The organism is Pseudomonas sp. LBUM1648, from assembly GCF_059716145.1.
The window spans coordinates 5,703,470-5,726,317 of record NZ_CP166808.1; the positions used below are offsets into that span (position 1 = coordinate 5,703,470).

Below are 22,848 nucleotides of genomic sequence, written 5' to 3' on the forward strand. Positions count from 1 at the left end.
GGAGAGCATGCGATCAAAATTATTCATCACGGGCCGTAGCCTCCGCACTGATTGGGCTGGCGTATTCGGCCTTCAAACGTCCGTCCTGATCGAGCAGCCAGGCGTCCATCACCTGACGAACTACCGGGGCGGCGACGCCGGAACCAGACTCACCGTTCTCGACCATGACAGACACGACAATGCGCGGATCATCGGCCGGGGCGAAACCGACGAACAAGGCGTGGTCGCGATGGCGCTCCTGAACCTTGGAACGGTCGTACTTCTCGCCCTGTTTGATCGCCACCACCTGGGCAGTACCCGACTTGCCGGCGATCCGGTATTGCGCGCCGATGGCCGCTTTTCGCGCGGTACCCCGGGCGCCATGCATGACCTGTTGCATGCCGTGGTTGACCTTGGTCCAGTCCGACGGATCACGCAGAATGATGTTCGGCATCGGGTTTTCGTCCACCGGCTTCACCCCTTCCAGCGATTTGGCCAGGTGCGGTCGGTTCCACACGCCTTTGTTCGCCACCAGCGCCGTGGCCTGAGCCAGCTGCAGCGGGGTCGACTGCATGTAGCCCTGGCCGATCCCGAGGATGAGGGTTTCGCCCGGGAACCAGGCCTGCTTGCGGGTCGCTCGTTTCCATTCACGGGACGGCATCAGGCCCGGGGATTCTTCGAACATGTCCAGCGAGACCTTCTGGCCGATGCCGAACTTGTTCATGTAAGCCGACAACCGATCAATGCCGAGCTTGTGCGCCAGATCATAGAAGTAGGTGTCGTTGGAACGCATGATCGCCGTGTCGAGGTCGACGAAGCCGTCACCGGTGCGGTTCCAGTTGCGGTATTTGTGGTCGTAGTTGGGCAGCATGTAGTAGCCCGGGTCGAACACCCGGCTGGACGCCGTCACCACGCCCGAATCGAGACCGGCAATCGCCACCGCCGGTTTGATCGTCGAACCCGGTGGGTACAGACCGCGCAACACGCGGTTAAACAGTGGCCGGTCAATGGAGTCACGCAACTCGGCGTAGGCCTTGAAGCTGATCCCGGTGACAAAAAGGTTCGGATCGAAGCTCGGCTGACTGACCATCGCCAGCACTTCGCCGGTCTTTGGATCGAGCGCAACCACCGCGCCACGGCGCCCGCCAAGCGCGGCTTCGGCAGCTTCCTGCAACTTGATGTCCAGGCTCAGGACGATGTCCTTGCCGGGAATCGGATCGGTTCGCTTGAGCACGCGCAAGACGCGGCCACGGGCATTGGTCTCGACTTCTTCGTAACCCACCTGCCCGTGCAGTTCCGGTTCGTAGAAACGTTCAATACCGGTTTTGCCGATGTGGTGGGTGCCGCTGTAGTTGACCGGATCGAGGGTTTTCAGCTCTTTCTCGTTGATCCGTCCCATATAACCCACCGAGTGCGCAAAGTGCGCGCCCTGCGGGTAGTGGCGAACCAGTTGCGCGACCACTTCAACACCCGGTAGACGGAACTGGTTCACCGCGATACGAGCGATCTGCTCTTCGGTCAGCTCGAACAGGATCGGCACTGGCTCGAACGGCCGGCGCCCCTGACGCATGCGCTTCTCGAAGATCACCCGGTCTTCGGGCGTCAGCTCCAGCACTTCGACGATGACGTCGAGCACTTGCTGCCAGTCGCCGGAGCGCTCACGGGTCATGCTCAGGCTGAAGCTGGGACGGTTGTCCGCCACCACTACGCCGTTGCGGTCGAAAATCAGCCCGCGCGTCGGCGGAATCGGCTGCACATGTACGCGGTTGTTTTCCGACAGGGTCGAGTGATACTCGTACTGGATCACCTGCAGGAAATACAGCCGCGCGATCAGCACGCCAATCAGCATCACGATCACAATGGCCCCGAACACGACGCGGCTACGCACCAGGCGTGCGTCCTTTTCGTGGTCCTTGATGCGGATCGGCTGAGACATGTGGGCAGGCTTACTTGTGGTAAGGGTGACCGGACAGCACGGTCCAGGCACGGTACAACTGTTCGCCGATCAGAATCCGCACCAGCGGGTGCGGCAGCGTCAACGGTGACAACGACCAACGCTGATCAGCGCGGGCACAGACTTCCGGCGCCAGCCCTTCCGGGCCACCGACCATGAAATTGACCGTGCGTGAATCCAGGCGCCAGCGGTCGAGTTCGACCGCCAGTTGCTCGGTGCTCCAGGGTTTGCCGTGGACTTCCAGCGTGACGATCCGCTCGTTCGGCCCGACCTTGGCCAGCATGGCTTCGCCTTCCTGGCGGATGAAACGGGCCACGTCGGCATTCTTGCCACGGGTATTGAGCGGTATTTCCACCAGTTCCAGCGCCAGCTCGGACGGAAGACGCTTGGCATATTCATGCCAGCCTTCTTCCACCCATTTGGGCATGCGTGAACCGACGGCGATCAGTCGCAGTCGCACAGCAATCCCTTACAGCTGGTCTTTGTTGAGCTTGGTGAAATGCTCGTGGGTGTTTTCCGGGCTGTGGTGGGCAGCGCTGGCCGAACGGCTTTGCTCGGCACCGGCCCACAGGCGTTCCAGGTCATAGAACTGGCGAGCCGAGGCGGTCATCATGTGCACGATGACATCGTCCATATCCAGCAGCACCCAGTCGCTGTCGCCCTTGCCTTCTTCACCCAGTGGCTTGACGCCTTGGGCTTTGACGGCTTCGCGAACCTTGTCGAGCATCGCGCCGATCTGACGGTTGGACGTACCAGTGGCGATGATCATGTAGTCGGTGATGCTCTGCTTCTCGCGCACATCGATGATCTGGATGTCTTGCGCCTTGACGTCTTCCAGGGCTGCAACGGCAACCTTGACCAGCTCGTCGCCCTTCAGCGGCTCGTTGGAGCTGGCCACTTCTGGCAGCGGAGCGCTTTTGAATGTGCCTTTGCGCTTAACTTTCTTTACGTTGTCAGTCATATAAAACTCGTTTTGCTCATGTATTCGGCGCCTCGTCACACGTAGATCGTGTTACTTGAGCACGCCTTGTTCAATTCGACGCACGGTACAGACCGTGCGCATCGATGTAGGCCAGGACCGCGTCGGGCACCAGGAAACGTACCGACTTACCGCTGGCCAGCAGTTGACGGATCTGGGTGGCGGAGACCGCGAGCGGTGTCTGCCAGACGAATGCAATCTGTCCGCTCGGCCCTTTCAGGGCCAGCGGGTCGCTCACCGAACGCGCTGCCAGCAGGTTGCGCAAGGCATCCGGCGGTTCGCTGTCGGCGTCCGGGCGCTGTAGCACCAGGATGTGGCAATGCTGGAGCAACTCTTCCCAGCGGTGCCAAGTGGGCAGGCCGCAAAATGCGTCCCAGCCCAAAAGCAGAAAAACCTGGGTCTCGGCGGCCATTTCGGCACGCATCAACTCCAGGGTATCAATAGTGTAAGACGGTTTGTCCCGCTGCAATTCGCGGGCGTCTACCACCAGCGGCGGCACTCCGGCCACCGCGCACTCAACCATCGCCAACCGATCCTGCGCCGACACCTGCGGCGTATCGCGGTGTGGCGGTCGCGCGCTGGGCGTCAGGCGCAGTTCATCCAGTGCCAGCGCTTCGGCCACTTCCAGGCCTCCGCGCAAATGGCCGATGTGCACCGGGTCGAACGTTCCGCCCAGGATGCCAATGCGTCGTGGGCGGGACTCGCTGCCGGGCTGCGGCGCTGTCAGGTCGAGGTCGGTCAAGTCAGACCGTCGCCTGGCCGCGCAACTGGCCATCACCGACCACGATGTACTTCTCGCAGGTCAGTCCTTCGAGGCCCACCGGGCCGCGGGCGTGCAGCTTATCAGTAGAAATGCCGATCTCGGCACCCAATCCGTATTCAAATCCATCGGCGAAGCAGGTCGGGGTGTTGATCATCACCGACGCCGAGTCGACTTCCGCTACGAACCGGCGGGTGTCGGCGAGGTTTTCGCTGACGATCGAGTCGGTGTGGTGGGAGCCGTAATGGTTGATGTGCTCAATAGCCTGATCCAGACCGTCGACCACGCGGATCGACAGGATCGGCGCCAGATACTCGGTGTTCCAGTCGTCTTCGCTGGCCGCGACGGCTTCGATGATTGCCCGGGTGCGCTCGCAACCACGCAGCTCGACGCCTTTTTCGCGGAACTGGGCTGCCATCGACGGCAGGAAATCCTTCGCAACCGTTTGATCGACCAGCAAGGTCTCCATCGCACCGCAGATGCCATAACGGTAAGTCTTGGCATTGAAGGCGATACGCTGGGCCTTCGGGAGGTCGGCGTGCTCACTGACATAAACGTGGCAGATGCCGTCCAGATGCTTGATCACCGGCACGCGGGCATCACGGCTGATACGTTCGATCAGGCCACGGCCACCGCGCGGCACGATCACATCGACGTACTCGGGCATGGTGATCATCGCGCCAACGGCGGCGCGGTCGGTGGTTTCGACAACTTGCACCACGGCTGCTGGCAACTCGGCCTCGGCCAGACCGCGCTGAATGCACGCGGCAATCGCCCGGTTGGAATGAATCGCCTCGGAACCGCCGCGCAGGATGGTCGCGTTGCCGGATTTCAGGCAAAGGCTGGCGGCGTCGATGGTCACGTTGGGCCGGGACTCGTAAATGATCCCGATCACGCCCAGCGGTACGCGCATCTTGCCGACCTGAATCCCCGACGGGCGGAAGCTCATGTCACGGATGGAGCCGACCGGATCCGGCAGCGCCGCGACCTGGCGCAGGCCGACGATCATGCCGTCGATACGCGCCGGAGTCAGTTCCAGACGTTCAAGCAACGCAGGCTCCAGACCATTGGCGCGACCGACAGCCAGATCCCGTTCGTTGGCTACCGCCAGCTCCGTTCGAGCGGCGTCCAAGGCATTGGCAGCAGCCTGCAAGGCGCGGTTTTTCTGCGCGGTGCTGGCACGGCCAATGACCCGGGAAGCTTCGCGGGCGGCGCGACCCAATCGGGTCATGTAGTCAAGAACGGACTCAGTCATGGTCTGCTGGGGTCTTGGCAAAGAGGAAAGCGGCAGATTATAGCTGTCGCGTCCCGGGACTAACAGCGGTGACGGGCGGATGGTCGAAATGGACTACAAATTGCCGATGTTCAGCCGGGATTAAGCCTCAAATTGTTATCATCTCGACCTCATTCAGCCTGGATAAACCTTGCCTGCCATGTCCAACCTCACCGTTCACACCCGTGACGAGCGCCTGCCACTGGGACTTCTGGACGCTTTTTTCGACCGTGACGCCCAAGTGTTAGCGCAGGATCTGCTGGGCAAAGTCATCCGCCACCGGGTCGGCGATTTGTGGCTCAGCGCCCGAATCATCGAAACCGAAGCCTATTACTGCGCGGAAAAAGGCAGCCACGCGTCCCTTGGCTACACAGAAAAGCGTAAGGCTTTGTTTCTGGATGGCGGCCACATCTATATGTATTACGCCCGTGGCGGCGATTCGCTGAACTTCAGCGCGCAAGGGCCGGGCAATGCAGTGTTGATCAAATCCGCCTATCCGTGGGTTGATGAGATCAGCGGCCCGGACAGTCTGGCGCAAATGCTGCTGAACAATCCTGATGCTCAAGGTCGCCCGCGCCCGTCGCAGAAGCTCTGTGCCGGCCAGACCTTGCTCTGCAAAGCGCTGGGACTGAAAGTGCCGGTGTGGGACGCCAAGCGCTTCGATCATGACCTTTTGCTGGTGGAAGAGGCCGGACCTGCGCCCTCGCACATCATTCAAACCACCCGCCTGGGCATCCCCCACGGCCGGGACGAACACCTGATGTACCGCTTCGTCGACGCCGCTTATGCGCAATGGTGTACGCGGAACCCGCTGCGCCGGGGTCAGGTCGAAGGTCGCGATTATTTTCTGCTGTGAACACACCCTTACGGGGTGATCAATGAAATGGAGTGGTTTGTATGGGCCCATGGCTCGATAGCGTTACCGGCTGGCTGGCGGCCAACCCTCAGTGGCTGGCCGTGGCGGTGTTCATTGTTGCCCTTGTCGAATGCCTGGCGATTGCCGGACTGATTGTGCCCGGCACCGTGTTGCTGTTTGCCGTGGCGGTGCTGGCCGGCAGCGGCGCGCTGTCGCTGAGTGAAACCCTGTTGCTGGGTTTTCTCGGCGGCATCCTCGGCGATTTGATCTCGTACTTCCTCGGTCGCCACTTTCACCAGAACATCCGAAGACTGCCGGGCCTGCGCCATCATCCGGAATGGATGGCCGGCGCCGAAAGCTATTTCCAGCGCTACGGCATTGCCAGTCTGTTGGTCGGACGCTTCATCGGCCCGCTACGCCCGATGCTGCCGATGGTTGCCGGCATGTGCGACATGCCCTTCCCGCGCTTTGCCGCCGTCAGCCTGCTCGCCGCCGCTGGTTGGAGTCTGGCCTATCTGTTGCCGGGCTGGGCCACGGGTGCCGCCTTCCGCCTGCCGTTGCCGGAAGGTTTCTGGCCGGAGGCGGGGATCGTTGCTGGCAGCATCGCGGTAATGGTCGGCCTGAGTGTGAACAGCAGCATGCGCCGCCACCGCCGCGCGACTATCTGGATCAGCAGCATGAGCTTGCTGATCCTGATTGGTCTGTTTATCGGATACCCGTACCTGACGGCACTCGACCAAGGCGTGATGACGCTGGTGCAAGAACATCGCCAACCCGTGCTGGATGAAATCGCGGTCACGCTGACCCTGATCGGCGAGTTCCGCAACATGCTGCTGTTCAGCATCCTCCTGACCGGCCTGCTGTTGCTGTGCCGGCAGTGGCGTCACGCGGTTTTCGCCGGCGGCACCCTCCTCGTCACCGCGCTGGCGAACACGGGGACCAAACTGTTTTTCGCCCGGGTCCGCCCGGAAGTACTGACCGATCCGATCACCAGCTACAGCATGCCCAGCGGCCATGCCTCGGGGTCGTTCGCGCTGTTTCTGACTCTGGCTGTACTTGCCGGACGCGGGCAACCGCCACGCATGCGCCTGACGTGGCTGCTGGTCGGCTGTATTCCGGCCCTGTCCATTGCCCTGTCGCGGGTTTATCTGGGGGCGCACTGGCCGACCGATGTGCTGGCCGGCGCGATGCTGGCATCGGGCGTATGTGCTGCGGCCCTGTGGCTGAGTCAGCGCCAGACACCGCTCAATGCCATGCCCTTCAAAGTCTGGTGGCTGATCCTGCCGGCGCTGGTGGTGCTGTTCAGCTTCTTCGTCTTTCGCCATCTGCCTCACACACTGCTGCGTTACGCCTACTAGATTCGGCTGCCCTTCCCTTCCCACGCCACTCTTTGAGGACTATTCCGACAAGAGTGGCGCTCCCGCCCTACGTCTGTTTTTTACCTCGCGGTAATTATTCCCAACTTAAAAACACCAACAACTTACACAACACCCAAATAATTAACTTAAGTTACATATTTAATTGCACCACCACAAACTCTCGCCTATCACTGCTCGAAAAATCATTTACATTCAACCCGCACCACCCTCATCAACATTCAATTCATCAAGTTAAATACAAACGCCAACATTCAGCGTCATTGAATAAATATGTCCAATACAAAATCACGACATTCAAACACCCATAAATGCTATCGACACAGAGCAATCCATGAGTCCAAAAATAACGCGCAAACCGCCCACGCCGACAACACAAACAACTGAACCTAATACTTCTTTGCCGCGACAAACCGACGCCACATCGACACGAATGCCCGGGGCTGTCGACAACCCGTTTACGATCACCCCGAATCAACCACCCGCTCCCCACTCAGCAACCGATCACACCCGGCACCCTGCGGTGCAGGTCACCGAAATGCCGACGCGCACTCCCGTGGACCGCGCGAGCGAAACCTCTATCGATAAATACTGGTTCCCCGACAGTTTTCTGCGGGGCATGCAGGAAGCGGACGCTGACGGCTGGCGTTTTATCGTCGGGCGCAGATTTGTCGACGTCGAATATGAGGGTGTCTTGTGTACCGCTCACGCCGACTACGATGCAAACCTCAACGTCTATCGGTTGAAGACGCTGAAAGACCGGCATGCGCTCGGCCCGATCATCTATAAAAACGATGGCCGGCCAACCTGGCGCCTGACCCTCAACGAAAGCCAAAGGCCCGCTGTCAGCCCTGCACCACAGAACGTCAGCGACGCCGCACCCAAGCGGCCCAATACCTCCGTGGGCGAACAAGCTGATCACCCCCCCGCCGTTAAAAAGCCTCGCCCGGCCGAAGAGCCGATGTTCATCGACCCCAACCGTTACAGTCCTTCGCACCGTTCTCCGGACACCCAGGGTTATTACGAACTCAAGCCAAGGCTTGGGATGAAGGAAACGGACACATTGTTTGCCTTCAAGGATCAATACGCTCGATGGATTCAGGTCGACCCGCCCAGCGCAGGCTTCGGTTCGCATCCCACACATTTGACGCAATGGACCGATCAGGAGATTTGGGAGGCCTTCGCGATTCAAGGCCAGGACATAGAGCGCTTTCGTCTTCAGGCTCAAGCGTCCGGTAAACCACCGCAATGGGCCACCCCCCGGGAAACAGGAAATCCGCTCGATGTATTGATGCGTGACTCCCTGCGCTGGCTGCATCCGTCCATGACCGCGAAGGAACGCGAGACGTTCTTGCAAACTTACAACCTGTTACCGAGCCAACTGACCCGACTGCAACAACACATGAAGACAGCGCTGACGATGCCGGAGTGGGCAACGGTGCATAAGCGCCTGATGGAAGAGGTCGACAACCCGCACCGGCTCGACCAATACAGCCTGGATGCAATCCAGGAATTGAATCTCAAACGTGAGGCCCGGCATGACTGGTACGACCCGGAAAGCAGCCTGACCGTTGAATTGCGCGAAGCCCTGCTGGCCAAAATGGGTTATCGGCGCAACGCGCAAAACTGCCTTTATCGAACCGATATTCCGGCGCTGTTCAGGGGCGATGAACGCACCCCGTTCGAGCTGGCAAAAGACGACGCCATGCTGCCCCGTTATGCCCACAGACGCGGTGCCACCACGCACAAACCGATGAGCGCCACGTTCAGCCTCAAGGAGGGGCAAATGTACGCCAGCGCGCCAGACCCCGAGTATCTGCGCTTCAACAGCCAAACCAACAAATATCCCGGCAGGGCTGCTGACGATTCGCCCCCGAACAGCGATGCCAGCGACGGCAGCGATAGCGACAGCAGCACCTCCTCTGCATGGTCCGACCCTGGGAGCCCAGTCGCGATGGATCGCGAACGCAACTACGAACGGATTCGAGAACGCCAGACGGAGATGTTTCTGTATGTCCTGGACACCCGCCAACTGGAAGTGGTCCCGCATGAACAAAACCATATGTTCAATTCATCCGCCCGGGACAACCCAGACACCTGGTTTCCCTCCGATGACCATGAAGGCCTGATTTCCGTGACTCAAAAGGGTCTGGACGCTGACCGGATCTGGTTGCTGGATTCCACGCTGACAAAAGCAGCGAAAGTGCACGACATCCACGACCAGGCCGGTGCTGACGCTGACCGTATTGAAGCGGTGACTCACGCAGGGCGCTCCAACCGATATGAATACGATCGGTTGATCGATGCCGTGGAAGCAGCGGGCAACCCCATACTTAAACTTTCCGGTAATAAAAACGAGTTTGGGGATGACATAACCTGGCCTGAATAAAGGCTCTTAAGTGCATTGGGTTACACCCAGTTTTATTGTTCAGACAACACAACTCGGCAATCAGCAAACCGGTACGGACACCGGGGCGCAATCACGCTTATTTTCAAAGGATTGAATCGTGTCAAAACTTATTGAACCGGCTATTACAGTTTCAACCGACAACATCATTCAGGTAACGCAGATCAGCACTTCGGCCAACATCCACGCGCCGCAGCCAGGAAGAGTCGAAGTAGCAGCCGATACATCCACTTCAACAGCGGACACCGCGCCCCCGGTTGACACTTCCCGACACACGCTCAAATCCCTCGACAAACATTTCGGGCCTTTGCGCATTGGCGAAATCTGGGTCACTCGCGTGGAACTCAACGCGTTGGGCGCCACCGTCAACGGTCAGGCCTTAAGCCCGTCGAGCGCCAATATGAAAACACCGGATCAGGCCTTTCTGAACGCGCTGAACTTTGATTCGGCGACCGTCGACACCCGCCTGAAGCACGCAGACATCTCCGACAGCGGTGTCGTGGCCACCCTCTTCTTTGAAATTGCCTGCAAGCGCTCGGTCGATGCGCCCCCCTTGTTCGTCAGCGCCAAACCGTTGCCCCCCGGCAGCGGGATGGATCGTCTCAACCAACTGAGCAACGCCGCGCAAAAACTGGATATTCATCGGGTCGACTCCCTCGACGACGCACCGGGCTGGATAAGCAGATCCAAAAGTTACCTGATGAGCGGTGCCGGCGTAGGGCTGCAAGCGTTCGGCATTTACAGCGGTTACAGGGGGATGATGGACGCGATAAAGCAAGGCGACTCGCTGGAGGCGGCATATCAGGGCGGATCGATCGCCGCCGAAGTCGGCTCGCTGATTATCGAGCGAGGCCTGACCAAAACCGGCGAAACGATGCTCAGAAACGGCTCGCAGGCCTTTGGCCGATTCCCGCTGACGTCGGCAGGCAAATTCCTGAGTCGGGGCGCCGGCCTGTTTGCCAGTGCGATCACCCTGCCGTTCGACATCAATGATGCCGTCAAGTCTTTCAATGCTGGCGCAGCGACCAGCGGCAAGGAGGCTCAGGATCACTATGTCAGCGGTGGCCTGAGCGTAGCGGGCGCCGGTATCAGTCTGGCGCTGGGCGTGGCGGCACTGGCCGGTTTCGGCAGTGTCGCCGGCCCACTGGGACTTGCTGCGGCGGCCATTCTTATCCTCGGCTCGATGATCTACCAGGCCGCCCGCGTCGTGGACGATATTGACGACTACATCGAACTGAGCACTCACGAACGCATACGCTCCGGCTGGTTCGCCTTCACCGGGAAGGAACTGGATAAAGAAGTGCTGGATCGTTTCAAAATCTCCAAAGCCTTCAGCGATCACACCAAGCAACTGGAGAGTTCGGCAAAAACCTTGCTGGAGGGTGCGTACAAAAATTTTGTGGAATATGTGGTGAACGGCAGTTTCAGCGTTGAACTCAAGCCTTTGAAAGTCTGGCGTCATGAGTGGAACGAGCATGCCGGGGAGTCAGCGTTCAAGCTCGACAGTGAACCTGTCATCGTCGGCGGCGATGACATCATTGATGCACGCGACGGCATACCGCCAAGCCTCAAGGGCAGCGTCAAAGGCGCGCCCGGCGATGACAAAGGGGTGCTTTGGCGACTCGATGACGGTAACGATCAAGTCGTTGGCGTCAAGGACAAGCCCAATCTCTTCAGTTATCGGGAGGGGCCAAAAAACCTGACGGGCGGCGATAAGGCCGATGAGTTTTACTTTGAGACCACCGAGAACGTACTCAACCAGGTGACAGCCCCAGCGCTTGCCAGCACGCTTGATGGCGGCGAAGGTTCAGACACCCTGGCCTTCGAAGGCCGCCGCCCTTTCACGGATACCCGCCACATCGGTTACGACATCAATCTGCACAGCGGAAAGTTGGCGTTGCGCAGCCACACACCCGCTACGGAAGAGGTCGAGCTGGCGCAGATCCAGGCCATCGAAAATATCTCGACATTGCCAAACGGCGTCAGCCGGGTCACCGGGGACGATCATGCCAATCGAATTTCGGCCAATGGCAACGATCACATCGCGACCGGTGCGGGCGATGACACCATCGCCATCCGCGGCGCGGATTGCCGTGTCGATGGCGGCCCCGGCCAGGATCGCTACTACATCGCCGATACCTCGGCTTTGGTCACGCTTATCGAAGATGGCCAACAATCGAGCACCATCGAATTCGGTTGGCCCATCGAAAGGATTCAACGCTGGCAAATCGTCGGCACCTCGTTGATCGTCAACTCTTTGCGCGGCAAGGACGGTGAAGATCCCGAGCATGTCCTGACCCTCGAAAATGTCTACCAGTGGGTCGAGGGTCAGCGTCACCTGAAAAATGACCAACTGCTGTTCAAAACCCAGGACGGCTACGAGCTGGTGCTTCTCCTGCCCCCACAGATAAATGGATCTGACGATCCAGATGTTGAAGTCGTGATCAGCGTCATGGGCAAACCGTCCGTCAGCCCCGAGATCATCAACGGCGGCACGGCTCCGCTCACCGCGCAGGGATCGAAACGGCACTTTGTGGCACGGACCAACTGTCGGGTGGAGTTTGTTGCCCGCAGCGATCTGGCCGAAACATCCCGTGTCATCTTCCTTGACTTCAAGGACGCTGAAATTGCCGACGTCATCGTCAATTACCAGGTCGAAAAGCGCGATGGCGTATCGGGTAACGCCCACTTGATCTACCGCAACATCGACATTTCGTTGCTGCTTGCCTCGAAGATCGTGACGTTCAAAGGCGTCATCCAGGTCGCCACACAAGCCAACGGCTACAGCGGTCGAAACAGCCTGAAGGTCACGACTCCGCGCCTGGCCCAAGACATTGTTCTGATCATGCAGGACGGTATCTCGTATCGACTGCAAATGCCCGACATGCCGTATTTGTCAGACGCCAATGAACCCGGCGACAAGATCCGCAGCGCACGAAGCTGCCTGAAGTTTCGTAACGGAAACTATCTGTTTTCCAGCCCCAAAGTCGCGCGCAACATTGCGCTGCCCGCCAAGCCCAGCCGGGTTGATATCGAGGCGACGTCGCACAACGGTATCTATGTACTGAAGGGCGAAAGCTCGACTTACGATATCTACCTTACGAGCAACACAATCATTCACCTGACGACCCCAGGTGCCACGGCAAAAATTGCCGATGCCTCAACCTGGAGCCTCTACACCGGGCAAATGACTGAAGTGATCACCCGCAACGATATTCAACTCGAAGGCCAACGCTTGAATGTTGGCAGCGCATTGATCGAGCTGCCGAGCATAGAAGATGACGCACCGGTCGAGTCTGTCAGCGTGGTGACCCGCTCCGGCAACATCTATGAGGTGGCATTCCTGTTTGAGTTGCTGCAGCTGTACCTGATCAATGCGCAGAGCTACTCCAGCGTCAACGCCCTCCTGGCCGACATGCGCCTGCACAAGCAGCGCAATGAGCTGGCGGCTCGAGTCATTGTCCAGAACATTGGCGTGGTACCGAAAATGGACGGCACGGTGTATTACAACTCGACAAAAAACTACTGGGGAATCGACCAGCAACCGACGTACCGGATCAAACCCGAAGACCTGGTTATCGCATCGGCCAGCATTTCTTGATCCTGACTGAACCCGCTTAACGTCAGGCGCCCGGTGTGATGTTCATCGTCACACCGGTGCCAGTCTCAATCAGCCGACGGATCGGCTGACTTACCCACATGGAGTCACCCTTAATGCGCAACAAACCCAAAGCCACTCGACAATCGACCACGGGCGATACATCCGGCATCTCGACGCCCCGCTCAACCACGCCGGACAACGGGTCGGACGATCTGAGTTTCAACCTGCCCGGTCGAATCAGGCCGGACGGCTCAAGCGAGACCACGTCAGGCGTGAGAGTCGAAACAACAACGGGAGGAACACTGCACCCGGAGCCTGCCGTCACGGTATCGCCGATAGCGGATATCGCCACGACGCAGCGCACCACACCAACCTCTCCACTGGAACGCTATGTACAACATCCCGGGAGCGAATTATCCGCACCCGATGCGGCCGGACTGAGGTTGTACAAGAACAAAAAGTTTTTGGACGTTGCAGACGAGAAGCCAGAAAGCGGCATACAAACGGTGATGGTGGCGTTCGATGAGGCGATGAAAGCCTATCGGGCAAAGCTGCCTGCAGAACGCAAGCCTTCCGGGCCACCGCTTTATCGTATCGCCGAAAGCAACACCTGGCGTTTGCAAAAGCCGATCGAGTACTACGACTACCCTCGGTACACCTCGTCTTATGCTCCGGATACCCGAGGCTACTATGCCGTTCACGAAAAAGTTACATGGCCCAATGAGATCGCCGGTTTACCACCTCATAGTTACGAGAACAGAGATGTCGGTTTCGCCGTCAAGGATGAACGTGACAGGTTGATCCGGGTCGACCCACTTATGGCTCGCGGAGATACCTCCGTGCCGTTGAAACTTGCGCATTGGACTGATGGCGATATCTGGAACGTGTACCGCCTGCGGGAGACAGAGGCATTGGTCTTCCGTAGCGAGGCAGACGCTCATGGTCGGGCACCTGACTGGGCCAGACGTTTCGATGAGCCGAACATCCACAAGTACCTGACCGACTCTTTGCGATGGTCTCATCCGCAAAAATCCCTGACCGAACGCGCAGATATCTTGCGAACCTACAATTTAAGCATCGCTCAACAGAATCGCTTGCGAGCGGATATGGAAGACGGCGTATTCCCCGAATGGGCCGAACAGCACAAGCGATTGACCCAGAGCAATGACGATCAGCGATTCAAGCAAATCGCTGAAGAACTGGAGCCGTACATTCTCAGACTGAGAAATGAGGGCGAGCGTCTGCGCGACTCATTACCCGACGTTGAAGAGCGATATGAAAGCGAGTTTCTTAACCGCTATCTGGAACATGCAGGTTACAAACGCAATGTACACGGCTTCATATACCGAACCGACATCCCTGCCATGTTCCGGGCCGATCTGCGCACGCCTTTTGAACTGGCTCGGGACGAACGCCTGGTGAAATTACGAGGCAACCCGTCCGACTCCACGACCAAACGGGCGTTCAGTGCGACATTTAGTCTGGCCGATGGCTTGAACTACATGGGATTTAACTACTATTCCAATCCACGGCATTACAACAGCCAGGCCAACCGGTATCCAGGGCATTTGAGTGACAGCGATTCGTCTAGCGGACGTCGACATAGCACGGATGGGGAATCTGATACGTCGTTTGAGATGGACGACTCGCGAGACTATCCATTACTGCGGCGCGAACAGAAACTTGGCTTCCTTTATGTCATCGACACCCGCGGCATCGAGGTGGTCCCTCAAGCGGAAAACATTTATCTGAACAACATGCATTTTCTCGGGGACACACTGGAAGGCCGGATATCAATGCCTACGCGAGGTATCAGCGCCGAGAGGATCTGGCTGGTGCAATCGGACTTAAAACGGGCTGCCCGGGTTGAAGATATCTTTCGTGAAGCCGACGAAGACGCCGATGGAATCGAAAAAGCAACCTGGGCAGGCACTGACGCCAGCGCTATGTGGCGCTACGGCTACACCCCTTACGACGAGTTGATCAATCGAGTTGCCGATACCGGGGGAGTGATACTGGATTTACAAAAAGGCGAACATACATTTGCCAATGACATTGTGTGGCCCGTCCCCGAACATTACAGACCGTGACCCGCCACAATCCCTTTAACACTTGAATCACGCCATTCATTTCACAAATGAATGGCGTCTGACATCAAGCTCATCTGAGCGATAATTTCGTCCCCTCCATCATCCAAAAACGCCCATTCATCTTCATAAACAGTCATGATTTTCCTTATCATTATTCAAGTTACCCGCGTCCTGCGGACAACTTGAAGTTATGCCAAAGAAAAAAATCAAAACAAGGCTGGCAAGCGCCCCGAGTTAATTCAAAGTAAAACTAGGCGAACAGTTCGCCCTGCAATTCGTCGAGCAATGCCTGAATGGCATCGAGACGCTGCTGCGGGTCATCGAGCTGCAAAAGGTCGATCTTGTCTTCTTCAGCGAATGGCAGCAGATAAGCCAACTGATTCGCCAACGATTGCTGGCCGAGCGCATCAGTGCCCATGTTCAGCGCCTCGACCATCGGATGCTCGGCGAGCGCCTTGAGCAGCGCCACCAGGTCGGCGTCTTCGTCCTGCAACGGCTGCTCGGGCTCATCGTCCAGCCAGTCGACGTCGGCGAGCATCAACTGGTCGCGCTGCACTTCCGTGCGCAGCACATTGAAGCGCCGGCCGCCCTGCACGCGAATACCGAGCAGTCCGTTGTCCTGTTGCTGGAAATCGGTGATACGCGCTTCGCAGCCGACCAGGGCAAAACCCTCAGGGGCGACGCCGACTTCATGGCCGTCGAGGATGCACACCACGCCAAAGCCGCCGCCCTGTTTCATACAGCGGCCGATCATGTCCAGATACCGCGCCTCGAAGATCTGCAAGTCGAGGTTGCAGCCGGGAAACAGCACCGTGTTCAGCGGGAAAAGCGGCAGACTCATAGTCATTTCCTTACACCACCATCGACACCGCCAACGGCAGGAACACCGCCGTGGCTACGCCCATCAGACTCATCGCCAGCGCCGCGAAGGCGCCGCACTCCTCACTTTCCTGCATCGCCACCGCCGTGCCGACCGCGTGCGCGGTCATGCCCAGCGCCATGCCGCGCGCTTCGGGACTGTGCACGCCGAGACGGGTCAACAGCGTCGGGCCGAAGATCGCGCCGATCACCCCGGTGATCAGCACGAAAACCGCCGCCAGCGCCGCAACGCCACCGATCTGTTCGGCCACCAGCATCGCGATCGGCGAAGTCACCGACTTCGGCGCCATGGTCATCAAGATCATGTGATCGGCACCGAACCACCAGCCCAGCGCCACGCCCATGCCTGTGGCGACCACTCCGCCTATCACCAGCGTAGTAAAAATCGGCCAAAACAATTGGCGAATACGCCGCAAGTTCAAATATAGCGGCACCGCCAGGGCGACGGTCGCCGGGCCGAGCAGGATGCTGAGGATCTCGGTGCTCTTGCGGTACTCGGTGTATGTCAGGCCGCAGCCGACCAGCACACCAATCACCAACAGCATGGAGACCAGCACCGGTTGCAGAAAGATCCAGCGGGTTTTCTCGAACGCGGCCAGCACCAACTGATAAGCGCCGAGGGTGATGCCGATGCCGAACAGCGGATGGTGAATCACCGACGTCCAGGCGCCGTGCCAATCGAAGAGCATCAGGATTCCTCCGACGGTGGCGCGTGACGCTTGACCAGGCGCTGCATCAGCACGCCGGCGAAGGCCATCGACAGAATCAGCGACACCACGAGGGCGCCGACAATCGCCCAGAAATCGGCGGCAATAGCCGTGGCATAAACCATCACGCCCACCGCCGGTGGCACCAGCAGCAACGGCAGATAGCGCAGCAAGCTACTGGCCGCCTGGTTCAACGGCTCGCCGACTTCACCGCGAATGATCAGGAACACCAGCAACAACAGCAGGCCGATGATCGGCCCCGGCAGCACTGGCAATAGCAAATGATTGAGCGCAGTGCCGAGCAATTGAAACAGCACCAGCATGGTCAGGCCACGTAGCAACATCCGACATCTCCGTCTTACTTTTCACCCTGCAAGTGGACGGCATTATAAGCACGCCTGCGCTATGGATCGGCATTCGCCAAAAGCATGGTCGGTTGACCGGAGCAATTCGCCATGATGATCTACAGTGGTTCGCAGGGCGGTCATATCCCCCACCTGAAAAACTATAAAACCGATGAACCCAAGGAGAGTCTCAATGCCCTATGTTCCAGTTGCAGAGCTCAAAGATTATGTCGGCAAGGAACTCGGACGTTCCGAATGGCTCACCATCGATCAGGAACGCATCAACCTGTTCGCCGAAGCCACCGGTGATTATCAGTTCATTCATGTCGACCCGGTCAAAGCCGCGCAAACGCCATTTGGCAGCACCATTGCCCACGGTTTCCTGTCGTTGTCGCTGATCCCCAAATTGATGGAAGACATCCTGATCCTGCCGCAAGGCGTGAAGATGGTGGTCAACTATGGCCTAGACAGCGTGCGTTTCATCCAGCCGGTGAAGGTCAATTCCAAAGTTCGCCTGAAGGTCGATCTGGGCGAAGTGACCGAGAAAAAACCGGGCCAATGGCTGCTCAAAGCCACCGCAACACTTGAGATAGAAGGCTCGGATAAACCGGCCTATATCGCCGAGCCACTGTCGCTCTGCTTCGTTTAAGCGCCGGGATGCGAAGCAGCGCACGCTGTTTCGCATCCACTCCCGTTCCAGCGGCTGTATAAGGTCACATAGCTGCGGCATACTCGGTCGCCTAATTGCCCGGATCCCGCTATGCGCTCACTCGCCTGTCTTGCACCCCTTGCCTTGACCCTGATGCTTGCCGCTTGCGGCGACGGCGAATCGCTGCTGCCTCCCGATGCGCGACTGCCGGATGGCGGACGCTATCGCGGCGAACTGGTCGATGGCTTGCTGCAAGGTCAGGGACGGGTCGACTATCCCAATGGCAGTTGGTATGCCGGGCAGTTCGACAAGGGGCAGTGGCACGGCCAGGGCGAATGGCATGGCAGTAATGGCGAGATCTATCGCGGCCAGTTCCAGCAAGGGCTGTTCGAGGGTCAGGGCAGCCTGACTACCAATGCCAGCAGTTACACCGGCCGCTTCAAGCAGGGCCGACGCGATGGCGAAGGCACCCTGAAAGAAAACGCCATGACTTACCGTGGCGAATTCAAGGCTGATCAGTATTCCGGGCTCGGCCGTCTGGAAATGGATGACGGCAGTTCCTATCAAGGCCAGTTCGCCCACGGCAAACCGAATGGCGAAGGCCAGCGCGGCGACTCCAGCGGCAACTCGTTCACCGGCCACTTCGTCAACGGCCAACTGGAAGGCAACGGCACCTTCAACAGCGCGGACGGCGACATCTATGTCGGCGGTTTCAAGAACAATCAGTTGCACGGCAAGGGCCGCTACGAAAACGCTGACGGCGACGTCTGGCTCGGCCAGTTCAAGGAAGGCGCGCTGACCGGCAAGGGCGAACTGATCGGCGCCGACGGCAGCCACTACGTCGGCACCTTCAGCGACTGGCGCTTCAGCGGTCAGGGCCGTTTGAATTTGTCCGATGGCAGCTTCTATGTCGGTGGATTCGACAGCGACAGTTATTCGGGACGCGGCACACTGGTGCTCACCGATGGCAGCGTGATGAGCGGCACCTGGATCAACGGCCAGCGTGTGCGCGATGCCGACGGCAAGTTGCTGCCCGACACTCTGGAACTCGGTTTGCTCGCTCAGGGTCGTCTACTCGACGACGCACTGGCCGCGATCCCGGCTTCGACCCCGGCCGTTGAGCTGTACACCCTGACCCTCGGCGGCGACGGCAAGCAGAGCGTGTTCCTGCGCGAGTCGGACTACGTCGCCAACATGCTCAACACGCGCTTCGGCGCCTATGGCCAGATCCGTCTGGTCAACCACCGCGACCACCTCGGCGACCGGCCGATGGCCACCCGCGAGAACCTGCGCCGCGCCGCGCAAACCCTGGCTGAACGCAGCGGCCCGGAAGACTTGTTGTTCATCTACCTGACCAGCCACGGCACCGCCGAACACGAACTGGTGCTCGACCAGCCGCGCATGGAGCTGGCCGACCTGCCCGCCGACGAACTCGCCGCGGTGCTGGCGCCGTTGAAAAATCGCGACAAGATCATCGTGATTTCGTCGTGCTACTCCGGCGGTTTCATCCCGGCGCTCAAAGACGAACGCACGCTGATCATGACCGCGTCGCGCGCCGACCGGGTGTCCTTCGGCTGCTCGGAAGAGGCCAACTTCACCTACTTCGGTGACGCACTGTTCGCCCAGGCGCTGAACCAGACCGACGATCTCGAACAAGCTTTCAAACTGGCCAAGGCCACCGTTGCCGAGCGCGAACTGGCGGACAATTTCGAAGCCTCGGAGCCGCAGATCTGGGCGCCGAAAACCGTGCTGTCGCACTGGCAACTGCTGCGTAAACAGCAAGCGAGAAAAGCTTTGCAAAGTGCTGCGTTGAACGACGGAGCGATAAAGAGCAACTAAGCTGAACAGTATCAAGGGAGAGACACTATGTACTTGACGCCTCAGCACGTATTGCTTGCCGGAGCCACCGGTTTGACCGGTGAACATCTACTCGACCGTTTGCTCAACGAGCCTACGATTACCCGCGTGCTTGCCCCTTCCCGCCGGCCATTGGCCGAGCATCCACATCTGGAAAACCCGGTCGGTGATCCACAGGCGTTTCTGCCGCAACTCAGCGGTCGCGTCGACATCGCCTATTGCTGCCTCGGCACGACGATCAAACAGGCCGGCTCCGAAGCTGCGTTTCGCGCGGTGGATCTGGACATGGTCGTGGCGTTCGCCAAACGTGCGCGGGAAATGGGCGCGCGACATCTGATCGTGATCAGTGCAATCGGGGCCGATCCGAAATCTTCGGTTTTTTACAACCGGGTCAAAGGGGAAATGGAACAGGCATTGCGCGCGCAGGACTGGCCGCAACTGACCATTTGCCGGCCGTCGCTGTTGCTTGGGGAACGTACCGAGCCGCGTCTGGGCGAGCAGCTAGCCGCACCGTTTTCAAAATTGATTCCCGGTAAGTATCGCGGCATCGAGGCCTGCCAATTGGCCCGGGCGATGTGGCGGCTGGCGCTGGAAGAACAGGATGGGGTCCGGGTGATCGAGTCGGATGATTTGAGGAAACTCGGTAAATAATCCAGCGGTGTCTGGAATTGATCGTTCCCACGCTCCGCGTGGGAACGATCAGAACACCCGACTACAATCCGCCAGTCGCCTGAAACCCCACGCCAATCACCGTCAGCAAAGACAGCGGCAACAACAGCGTATCCAACAACGCACTCGCCGGCAGATCCACGCCCGGATAGCTCGGCGCTTCAGCGCCAAACCGATCCATCGCACAACACCCGCCATTCAGCGCATACAAATCCAGCCGCGTCCCCGAATACACCACTGGCGCCCCAGGCTTCGCCGCATCGAGCGTGCGCGCAGTGGCACACCCCGTCAGTTGCAGCGCGAGTAAAACCACCAGCAGCTTATTCATCGCTGCTCAGATGATGCTCGCCCCAACGCGGCAGCATGTCCTGAGGAATGCCCAGCAGATTGAGAATCCGCGCCACGACGAAATCGATCAGATCATCGATGGTCTGCGGCTGGTGATAGAAACCCGGCGACGCAGGAAGGATGGTCACGCCCATGTTCGACAGCTTGAGCATGTGCTCCAGATGAATGCTCGAATACGGCGCCTCGCGTGGCACCAGAATCAACTGGCGACGCTCCTTCAACGTCACGTCGGCGGCACGTTCGATCAGGTTGTTGCAGGCGCCGGTGGCAATCGCCGACAGCGTGCCAGTGGAGCACGGCACCACGACCATCGCCGCTGGTGCGCCGGAGCCGGAAGCCACTGGCGACATCCAGTCTTCCTTGCCGTACACGCGGATCTGCCCGGCGGCAGCTCCGGTGTATTCGGTCAGGAACGCCTGCATCATCTGCGGCTTGGGCGGCAGCGTGACATCGGTCTCGGTGGCCATCACCAGTTGCGCAGCCTTGGAGATCAGGAAGTGCACCTCGCGATCTTCACGCACCAGACAATCGAGCAGGCGCAAACCGTACTGCGCGCCTGAAGCGCCGGTCATCGCCAGCGTGATGCGTTCGGGGCCATTGCTCTCCAAACGAGTGTTCATTGCAGCGCCTCGGCGAGTTTTCCGTGCAGGCCGCCGAAGCCGCCGTTGCTCATGATGACCACGTGAGTGCCGGGCTGAGCCTGGCTCTTCACGCGTTCGATGATGCCTTCCAGCGAATCGCTGACAATCGACGGCACGGTGCACAGCGCAGCGGTCGCGCCCAGATCCCAGCCGAGGTTGGCCGGGGCGTACCAGATCACCTGATCGGCATCGACCACGCTGGCTGGCAAACCGTCGCGGTGCGCGCCGAGCTTCATCGAGTTGGAACGCGGTTCGATGATCGCAATCAGCGGTGCATCGCCGATGCGTTTGCGTAGACCGTCGAGGGTGGTAGCAATCGCCGTCGGGTGATGGGCGAAGTCGTCGTAAATGGTGATACCGCGAACCTCAGCGACTTTCTCCATGCGACGTTTGACGTTCTTGAACGCACTCAACCCGGCAATGCCCATCGACGGCACCACGCCGACATGACGCGCTGCCGCCAGCGCGGCCAAGGCGTTGGCGACGTTGTGCTGACCGGTCAGCTCCCACTCGACCGTGCCTTGGGACACGCCTTCGAACATCACTTCAAATGCCGAACCGTCTTCGCTAAGCAATTTGACCTGCCACTGACCGCCGGCCCCGGTGGTCTGCACCGGAGTCCAGCAGCCCATTTCGATCACTCGCTGCAACGCAGGCTCGGTTGTCGGGTGGATCACCAGGCCTTCGCTCGGAATCGTGCGCACCAAATGGTGGAATTGTCGCTCGATCGCCGGCAGGTCCGGGAAGATGTCCGCGTGATCGAACTCAAGATTGTTGAGGATCGCGGTGCGTGGGCGGTAGTGAACGAATTTCGAGCGTTTGTCGAAAAACGCGCTGTCGTACTCGTCAGCTTCGATCACAAAGAACGGCGTGCCGCCCAGACGCGCCGACACCGAGAAATTCTGCGGCACGCCGCCAATCAGGAAGCCCGGGCTCATGCCGGCGTGTTCCAGCACCCAGGCGAGCATGCTGCTGGTGGTGGTTTTGCCGTGGGTACCGGCAACGGCCAGCACCCAGCGACCTTGCAGCACATGATCGGCCAGCCACTGCGGGCCGGAAACGTACGGCAGGCCTTTGTTCAGCACATATTCCACCGCCGGATTGCCGCGGGACATGGCGTTGCCGATCACCACCAGATCCGGCGCCGGATCGAGCTGAGCCGGGTCGTAACCCTGCGTCAGCTGAATGCCCTGGGCTTCAAGCTGCGTGCTCATCGGCGGATAGACGTTGGCGTCGGAACCGGTCACGTGGTGGCCCAGCTCTTTGGCCAGAACCGCCATCGAGCCCATGAAAGTCCCGCAGATACCCAGAATATGAATGTGCATAGTCGACCTCGTAAAACATGGCCGCAGGTTAGCGTAGGGAGGGGGAATTCGCACTCTTTAGGTGATGGGGCGGGAATGGCATTTGTGTTCGGCTGTGGATTGTCGCCCCTCACCCCAGCCCTCTCCCGAGGGAGAGGGAGCCGATCTCGGTTGC

Annotated in this window: 19 protein-coding genes; 8 read left to right on the top strand and 11 right to left on the bottom strand. The window is 59.3% G+C overall.

Annotated elements, in window-relative coordinates:
* Positions 1 to 19: 19 nt before the first annotated feature.
* The 5 genes from mrdA to ACA043_RS25885 form a co-directional block, all read right to left on the bottom strand.
* Positions 20 to 1,915 (bottom strand): penicillin-binding protein 2, encoded by a 1,896-nt coding sequence (mrdA, locus tag ACA043_RS25865; RefSeq protein WP_187678820.1) that lies wholly within the window; start codon positions 1,913 to 1,915, stop codon positions 20 to 22.
* A 10-nt stretch (positions 1,916 to 1,925) separates the two neighbouring features.
* The gene (gene rlmH / locus ACA043_RS25870) at positions 1,926 to 2,393 is read right to left on the bottom strand and encodes a 23S rRNA (pseudouridine(1915)-N(3))-methyltransferase RlmH (RefSeq protein WP_003185785.1); all 468 of its coding nucleotides are present in this window, start codon (positions 2,391 to 2,393) and stop codon (positions 1,926 to 1,928) included.
* Between the two features lie 9 nt (positions 2,394 to 2,402).
* On the bottom strand, positions 2,403 to 2,894 hold the full coding sequence (rsfS, locus tag ACA043_RS25875) for a ribosome silencing factor (protein ID WP_401269023.1): 492 nt from the start codon (positions 2,892 to 2,894) through the stop codon (positions 2,403 to 2,405).
* A gap of 70 nt (positions 2,895 to 2,964) precedes the next feature.
* Complete coding sequence (gene nadD, locus ACA043_RS25880; RefSeq protein WP_262410337.1) at positions 2,965 to 3,687, bottom strand: nicotinate-nucleotide adenylyltransferase; 723 nt, start codon at positions 3,685 to 3,687, stop codon at positions 2,965 to 2,967.
* Entirely contained in the window at positions 3,656 to 4,927 is a 1,272-nt protein-coding gene (locus ACA043_RS25885) for a glutamate-5-semialdehyde dehydrogenase (RefSeq protein ID WP_401269028.1), read from the bottom strand. The genes nadD and ACA043_RS25885 overlap by 32 nt, the downstream gene beginning before the upstream one ends.
* 178 nt (positions 4,928 to 5,105) lie before the next feature.
* Between ACA043_RS25885 and ACA043_RS25890 the strand changes: the two genes are divergently transcribed.
* From ACA043_RS25890 to ACA043_RS25910, 5 genes are all read left to right on the top strand, one after another.
* On the top strand, positions 5,106 to 5,801 hold the full coding sequence (locus ACA043_RS25890) for a DNA-3-methyladenine glycosylase (RefSeq protein ID WP_497658160.1): 696 nt from the start codon (positions 5,106 to 5,108) through the stop codon (positions 5,799 to 5,801).
* A 41-nt stretch (positions 5,802 to 5,842) separates the two neighbouring features.
* Positions 5,843 to 7,159 carry a bifunctional DedA family/phosphatase PAP2 family protein gene (locus tag ACA043_RS25895; RefSeq protein ID WP_401269029.1) on the top strand — a complete coding sequence of 439 codons (1,317 nt, stop codon included), beginning with the start codon at positions 5,843 to 5,845 and terminating at the stop codon, positions 7,157 to 7,159.
* Between the two features lie 352 nt (positions 7,160 to 7,511).
* On the top strand, positions 7,512 to 9,566 hold the full coding sequence (locus ACA043_RS25900; RefSeq protein WP_497658161.1) for a hypothetical protein: 2,055 nt from the start codon (positions 7,512 to 7,514) through the stop codon (positions 9,564 to 9,566).
* 118 nt (positions 9,567 to 9,684) lie between these two features.
* On the top strand, positions 9,685 to 13,185 hold the full coding sequence (locus ACA043_RS25905; protein WP_497658162.1) for a calcium-binding protein: 3,501 nt from the start codon (positions 9,685 to 9,687) through the stop codon (positions 13,183 to 13,185).
* Positions 13,186 to 13,298: 113 nt separating this feature from the next.
* The gene (locus tag ACA043_RS25910; protein ID WP_497658163.1) at positions 13,299 to 15,275 is read left to right on the top strand and encodes a hypothetical protein; all 1,977 of its coding nucleotides are present in this window, start codon (positions 13,299 to 13,301) and stop codon (positions 15,273 to 15,275) included.
* A 250-nt stretch (positions 15,276 to 15,525) separates the two neighbouring features.
* On the opposite strand, the gene ACA043_RS25915 is transcribed toward ACA043_RS25910, so the two are convergent.
* The 3 genes from ACA043_RS25915 to ACA043_RS25925 are packed head-to-tail and all read right to left on the bottom strand — an operon-like array spanning position 15,526 to position 17,205.
* A complete protein-coding gene (locus ACA043_RS25915) occupies positions 15,526 to 16,116 on the bottom strand; it encodes an LON peptidase substrate-binding domain-containing protein (RefSeq protein WP_401269039.1) in 591 nt (196 codons plus the stop codon).
* Positions 16,117 to 16,126: 10 nt separating this feature from the next.
* Positions 16,127 to 16,843 carry an LrgB family protein gene (locus ACA043_RS25920; RefSeq protein ID WP_187678812.1) on the bottom strand — a complete coding sequence of 239 codons (717 nt, stop codon included), beginning with the start codon at positions 16,841 to 16,843 and terminating at the stop codon, positions 16,127 to 16,129.
* Positions 16,843 to 17,205, bottom strand: coding sequence for a CidA/LrgA family protein (locus ACA043_RS25925; protein ID WP_401269043.1), 363 nt, complete (start codon positions 17,203 to 17,205; stop codon positions 16,843 to 16,845). The genes ACA043_RS25920 and ACA043_RS25925 overlap by 1 nt, the downstream gene beginning before the upstream one ends.
* Positions 17,206 to 17,398: 193 nt before the next feature.
* Here ACA043_RS25925 and ACA043_RS25930 point away from each other — a divergent pair, with 193 nt between their 5' ends.
* The 3 genes from ACA043_RS25930 (at position 17,399) to ACA043_RS25940 (ending at position 20,362) form a co-directional block, all read left to right on the top strand.
* On the top strand, positions 17,399 to 17,854 hold the full coding sequence (locus tag ACA043_RS25930) for a MaoC family dehydratase (RefSeq protein WP_007909575.1): 456 nt from the start codon (positions 17,399 to 17,401) through the stop codon (positions 17,852 to 17,854).
* A 111-nt stretch (positions 17,855 to 17,965) separates the two neighbouring features.
* Positions 17,966 to 19,693 carry a C13 family peptidase gene (locus tag ACA043_RS25935; protein ID WP_497658164.1) on the top strand — a complete coding sequence of 576 codons (1,728 nt, stop codon included), beginning with the start codon at positions 17,966 to 17,968 and terminating at the stop codon, positions 19,691 to 19,693.
* A 27-nt stretch (positions 19,694 to 19,720) separates the two neighbouring features.
* The gene (locus tag ACA043_RS25940) at positions 19,721 to 20,362 is read left to right on the top strand and encodes an oxidoreductase (protein ID WP_187678809.1); all 642 of its coding nucleotides are present in this window, start codon (positions 19,721 to 19,723) and stop codon (positions 20,360 to 20,362) included.
* Between the two features lie 61 nt (positions 20,363 to 20,423).
* Here the strand turns inward: ACA043_RS25940 and ACA043_RS25945 are convergent, their stop codons facing one another.
* The 3 genes from ACA043_RS25945 to mpl are packed head-to-tail and all read right to left on the bottom strand — an operon-like array spanning position 20,424 to position 22,694.
* Positions 20,424 to 20,708, bottom strand: a complete 285-nt coding sequence (locus ACA043_RS25945; protein ID WP_187678808.1) for a YceK/YidQ family lipoprotein — start codon at positions 20,706 to 20,708, stop codon at positions 20,424 to 20,426.
* Positions 20,701 to 21,348, bottom strand: coding sequence for a flavin prenyltransferase UbiX (gene ubiX, locus ACA043_RS25950; RefSeq protein ID WP_187678807.1), 648 nt, complete (start codon positions 21,346 to 21,348; stop codon positions 20,701 to 20,703). Before ubiX ends, ACA043_RS25945 begins: the two co-directional genes overlap by 8 nt.
* A complete protein-coding gene (mpl, locus tag ACA043_RS25955; protein WP_187678806.1) occupies positions 21,345 to 22,694 on the bottom strand; it encodes a UDP-N-acetylmuramate:L-alanyl-gamma-D-glutamyl-meso-diaminopimelate ligase in 1,350 nt (449 codons plus the stop codon). Before mpl ends, ubiX begins: the two co-directional genes overlap by 4 nt.
* Between the last annotated feature and the right edge of the window lie 154 nt (positions 22,695 to 22,848).

Coding starts and splice junctions, on each gene's coding strand:
- ACA043_RS25900 (WP_497658161.1), top strand. CDS start 7,512: ATGAGTCCAAAAATAACGCGCAAACCGCCCACGCCGACAACACAAACA.
- ACA043_RS25940 (WP_187678809.1), top strand. CDS start 19,721: ATGTACTTGACGCCTCAGCACGTATTGCTTGCCGGAGCCACCGGTTTG.
- ACA043_RS25925 (WP_401269043.1), bottom strand. CDS start 17,205: ATGTTGCTACGTGGCCTGACCATGCTGGTGCTGTTTCAATTGCTCGGC.
- mrdA (WP_187678820.1), bottom strand. CDS start 1,915: ATGTCTCAGCCGATCCGCATCAAGGACCACGAAAAGGACGCACGCCTG.
- ACA043_RS25930 (WP_007909575.1), top strand. CDS start 17,399: ATGCCCTATGTTCCAGTTGCAGAGCTCAAAGATTATGTCGGCAAGGAA.
- ACA043_RS25895 (WP_401269029.1), top strand. CDS start 5,843: ATGGGCCCATGGCTCGATAGCGTTACCGGCTGGCTGGCGGCCAACCCT.
- ACA043_RS25935 (WP_497658164.1), top strand. CDS start 17,966: ATGCGCTCACTCGCCTGTCTTGCACCCCTTGCCTTGACCCTGATGCTT.
- ACA043_RS25920 (WP_187678812.1), bottom strand. CDS start 16,843: ATGCTCTTCGATTGGCACGGCGCCTGGACGTCGGTGATTCACCATCCG.
- rsfS (WP_401269023.1), bottom strand. CDS start 2,894: ATGACTGACAACGTAAAGAAAGTTAAGCGCAAAGGCACATTCAAAAGC.
- mpl (WP_187678806.1), bottom strand. CDS start 22,694: ATGCACATTCATATTCTGGGTATCTGCGGGACTTTCATGGGCTCGATG.
- ACA043_RS25915 (WP_401269039.1), bottom strand. CDS start 16,116: ATGAGTCTGCCGCTTTTCCCGCTGAACACGGTGCTGTTTCCCGGCTGC.
- ACA043_RS25890 (WP_497658160.1), top strand. CDS start 5,106: ATGTCCAACCTCACCGTTCACACCCGTGACGAGCGCCTGCCACTGGGA.
- nadD (WP_262410337.1), bottom strand. CDS start 3,687: ATGGCCAGTTGCGCGGCCAGGCGACGGTCTGACTTGACCGACCTCGAC.
- ACA043_RS25910 (WP_497658163.1), top strand. CDS start 13,299: ATGCGCAACAAACCCAAAGCCACTCGACAATCGACCACGGGCGATACA.
- ACA043_RS25945 (WP_187678808.1), bottom strand. CDS start 20,708: ATGAATAAGCTGCTGGTGGTTTTACTCGCGCTGCAACTGACGGGGTGT.
- ACA043_RS25885 (WP_401269028.1), bottom strand. CDS start 4,927: ATGACTGAGTCCGTTCTTGACTACATGACCCGATTGGGTCGCGCCGCC.
- ubiX (WP_187678807.1), bottom strand. CDS start 21,348: ATGAACACTCGTTTGGAGAGCAATGGCCCCGAACGCATCACGCTGGCG.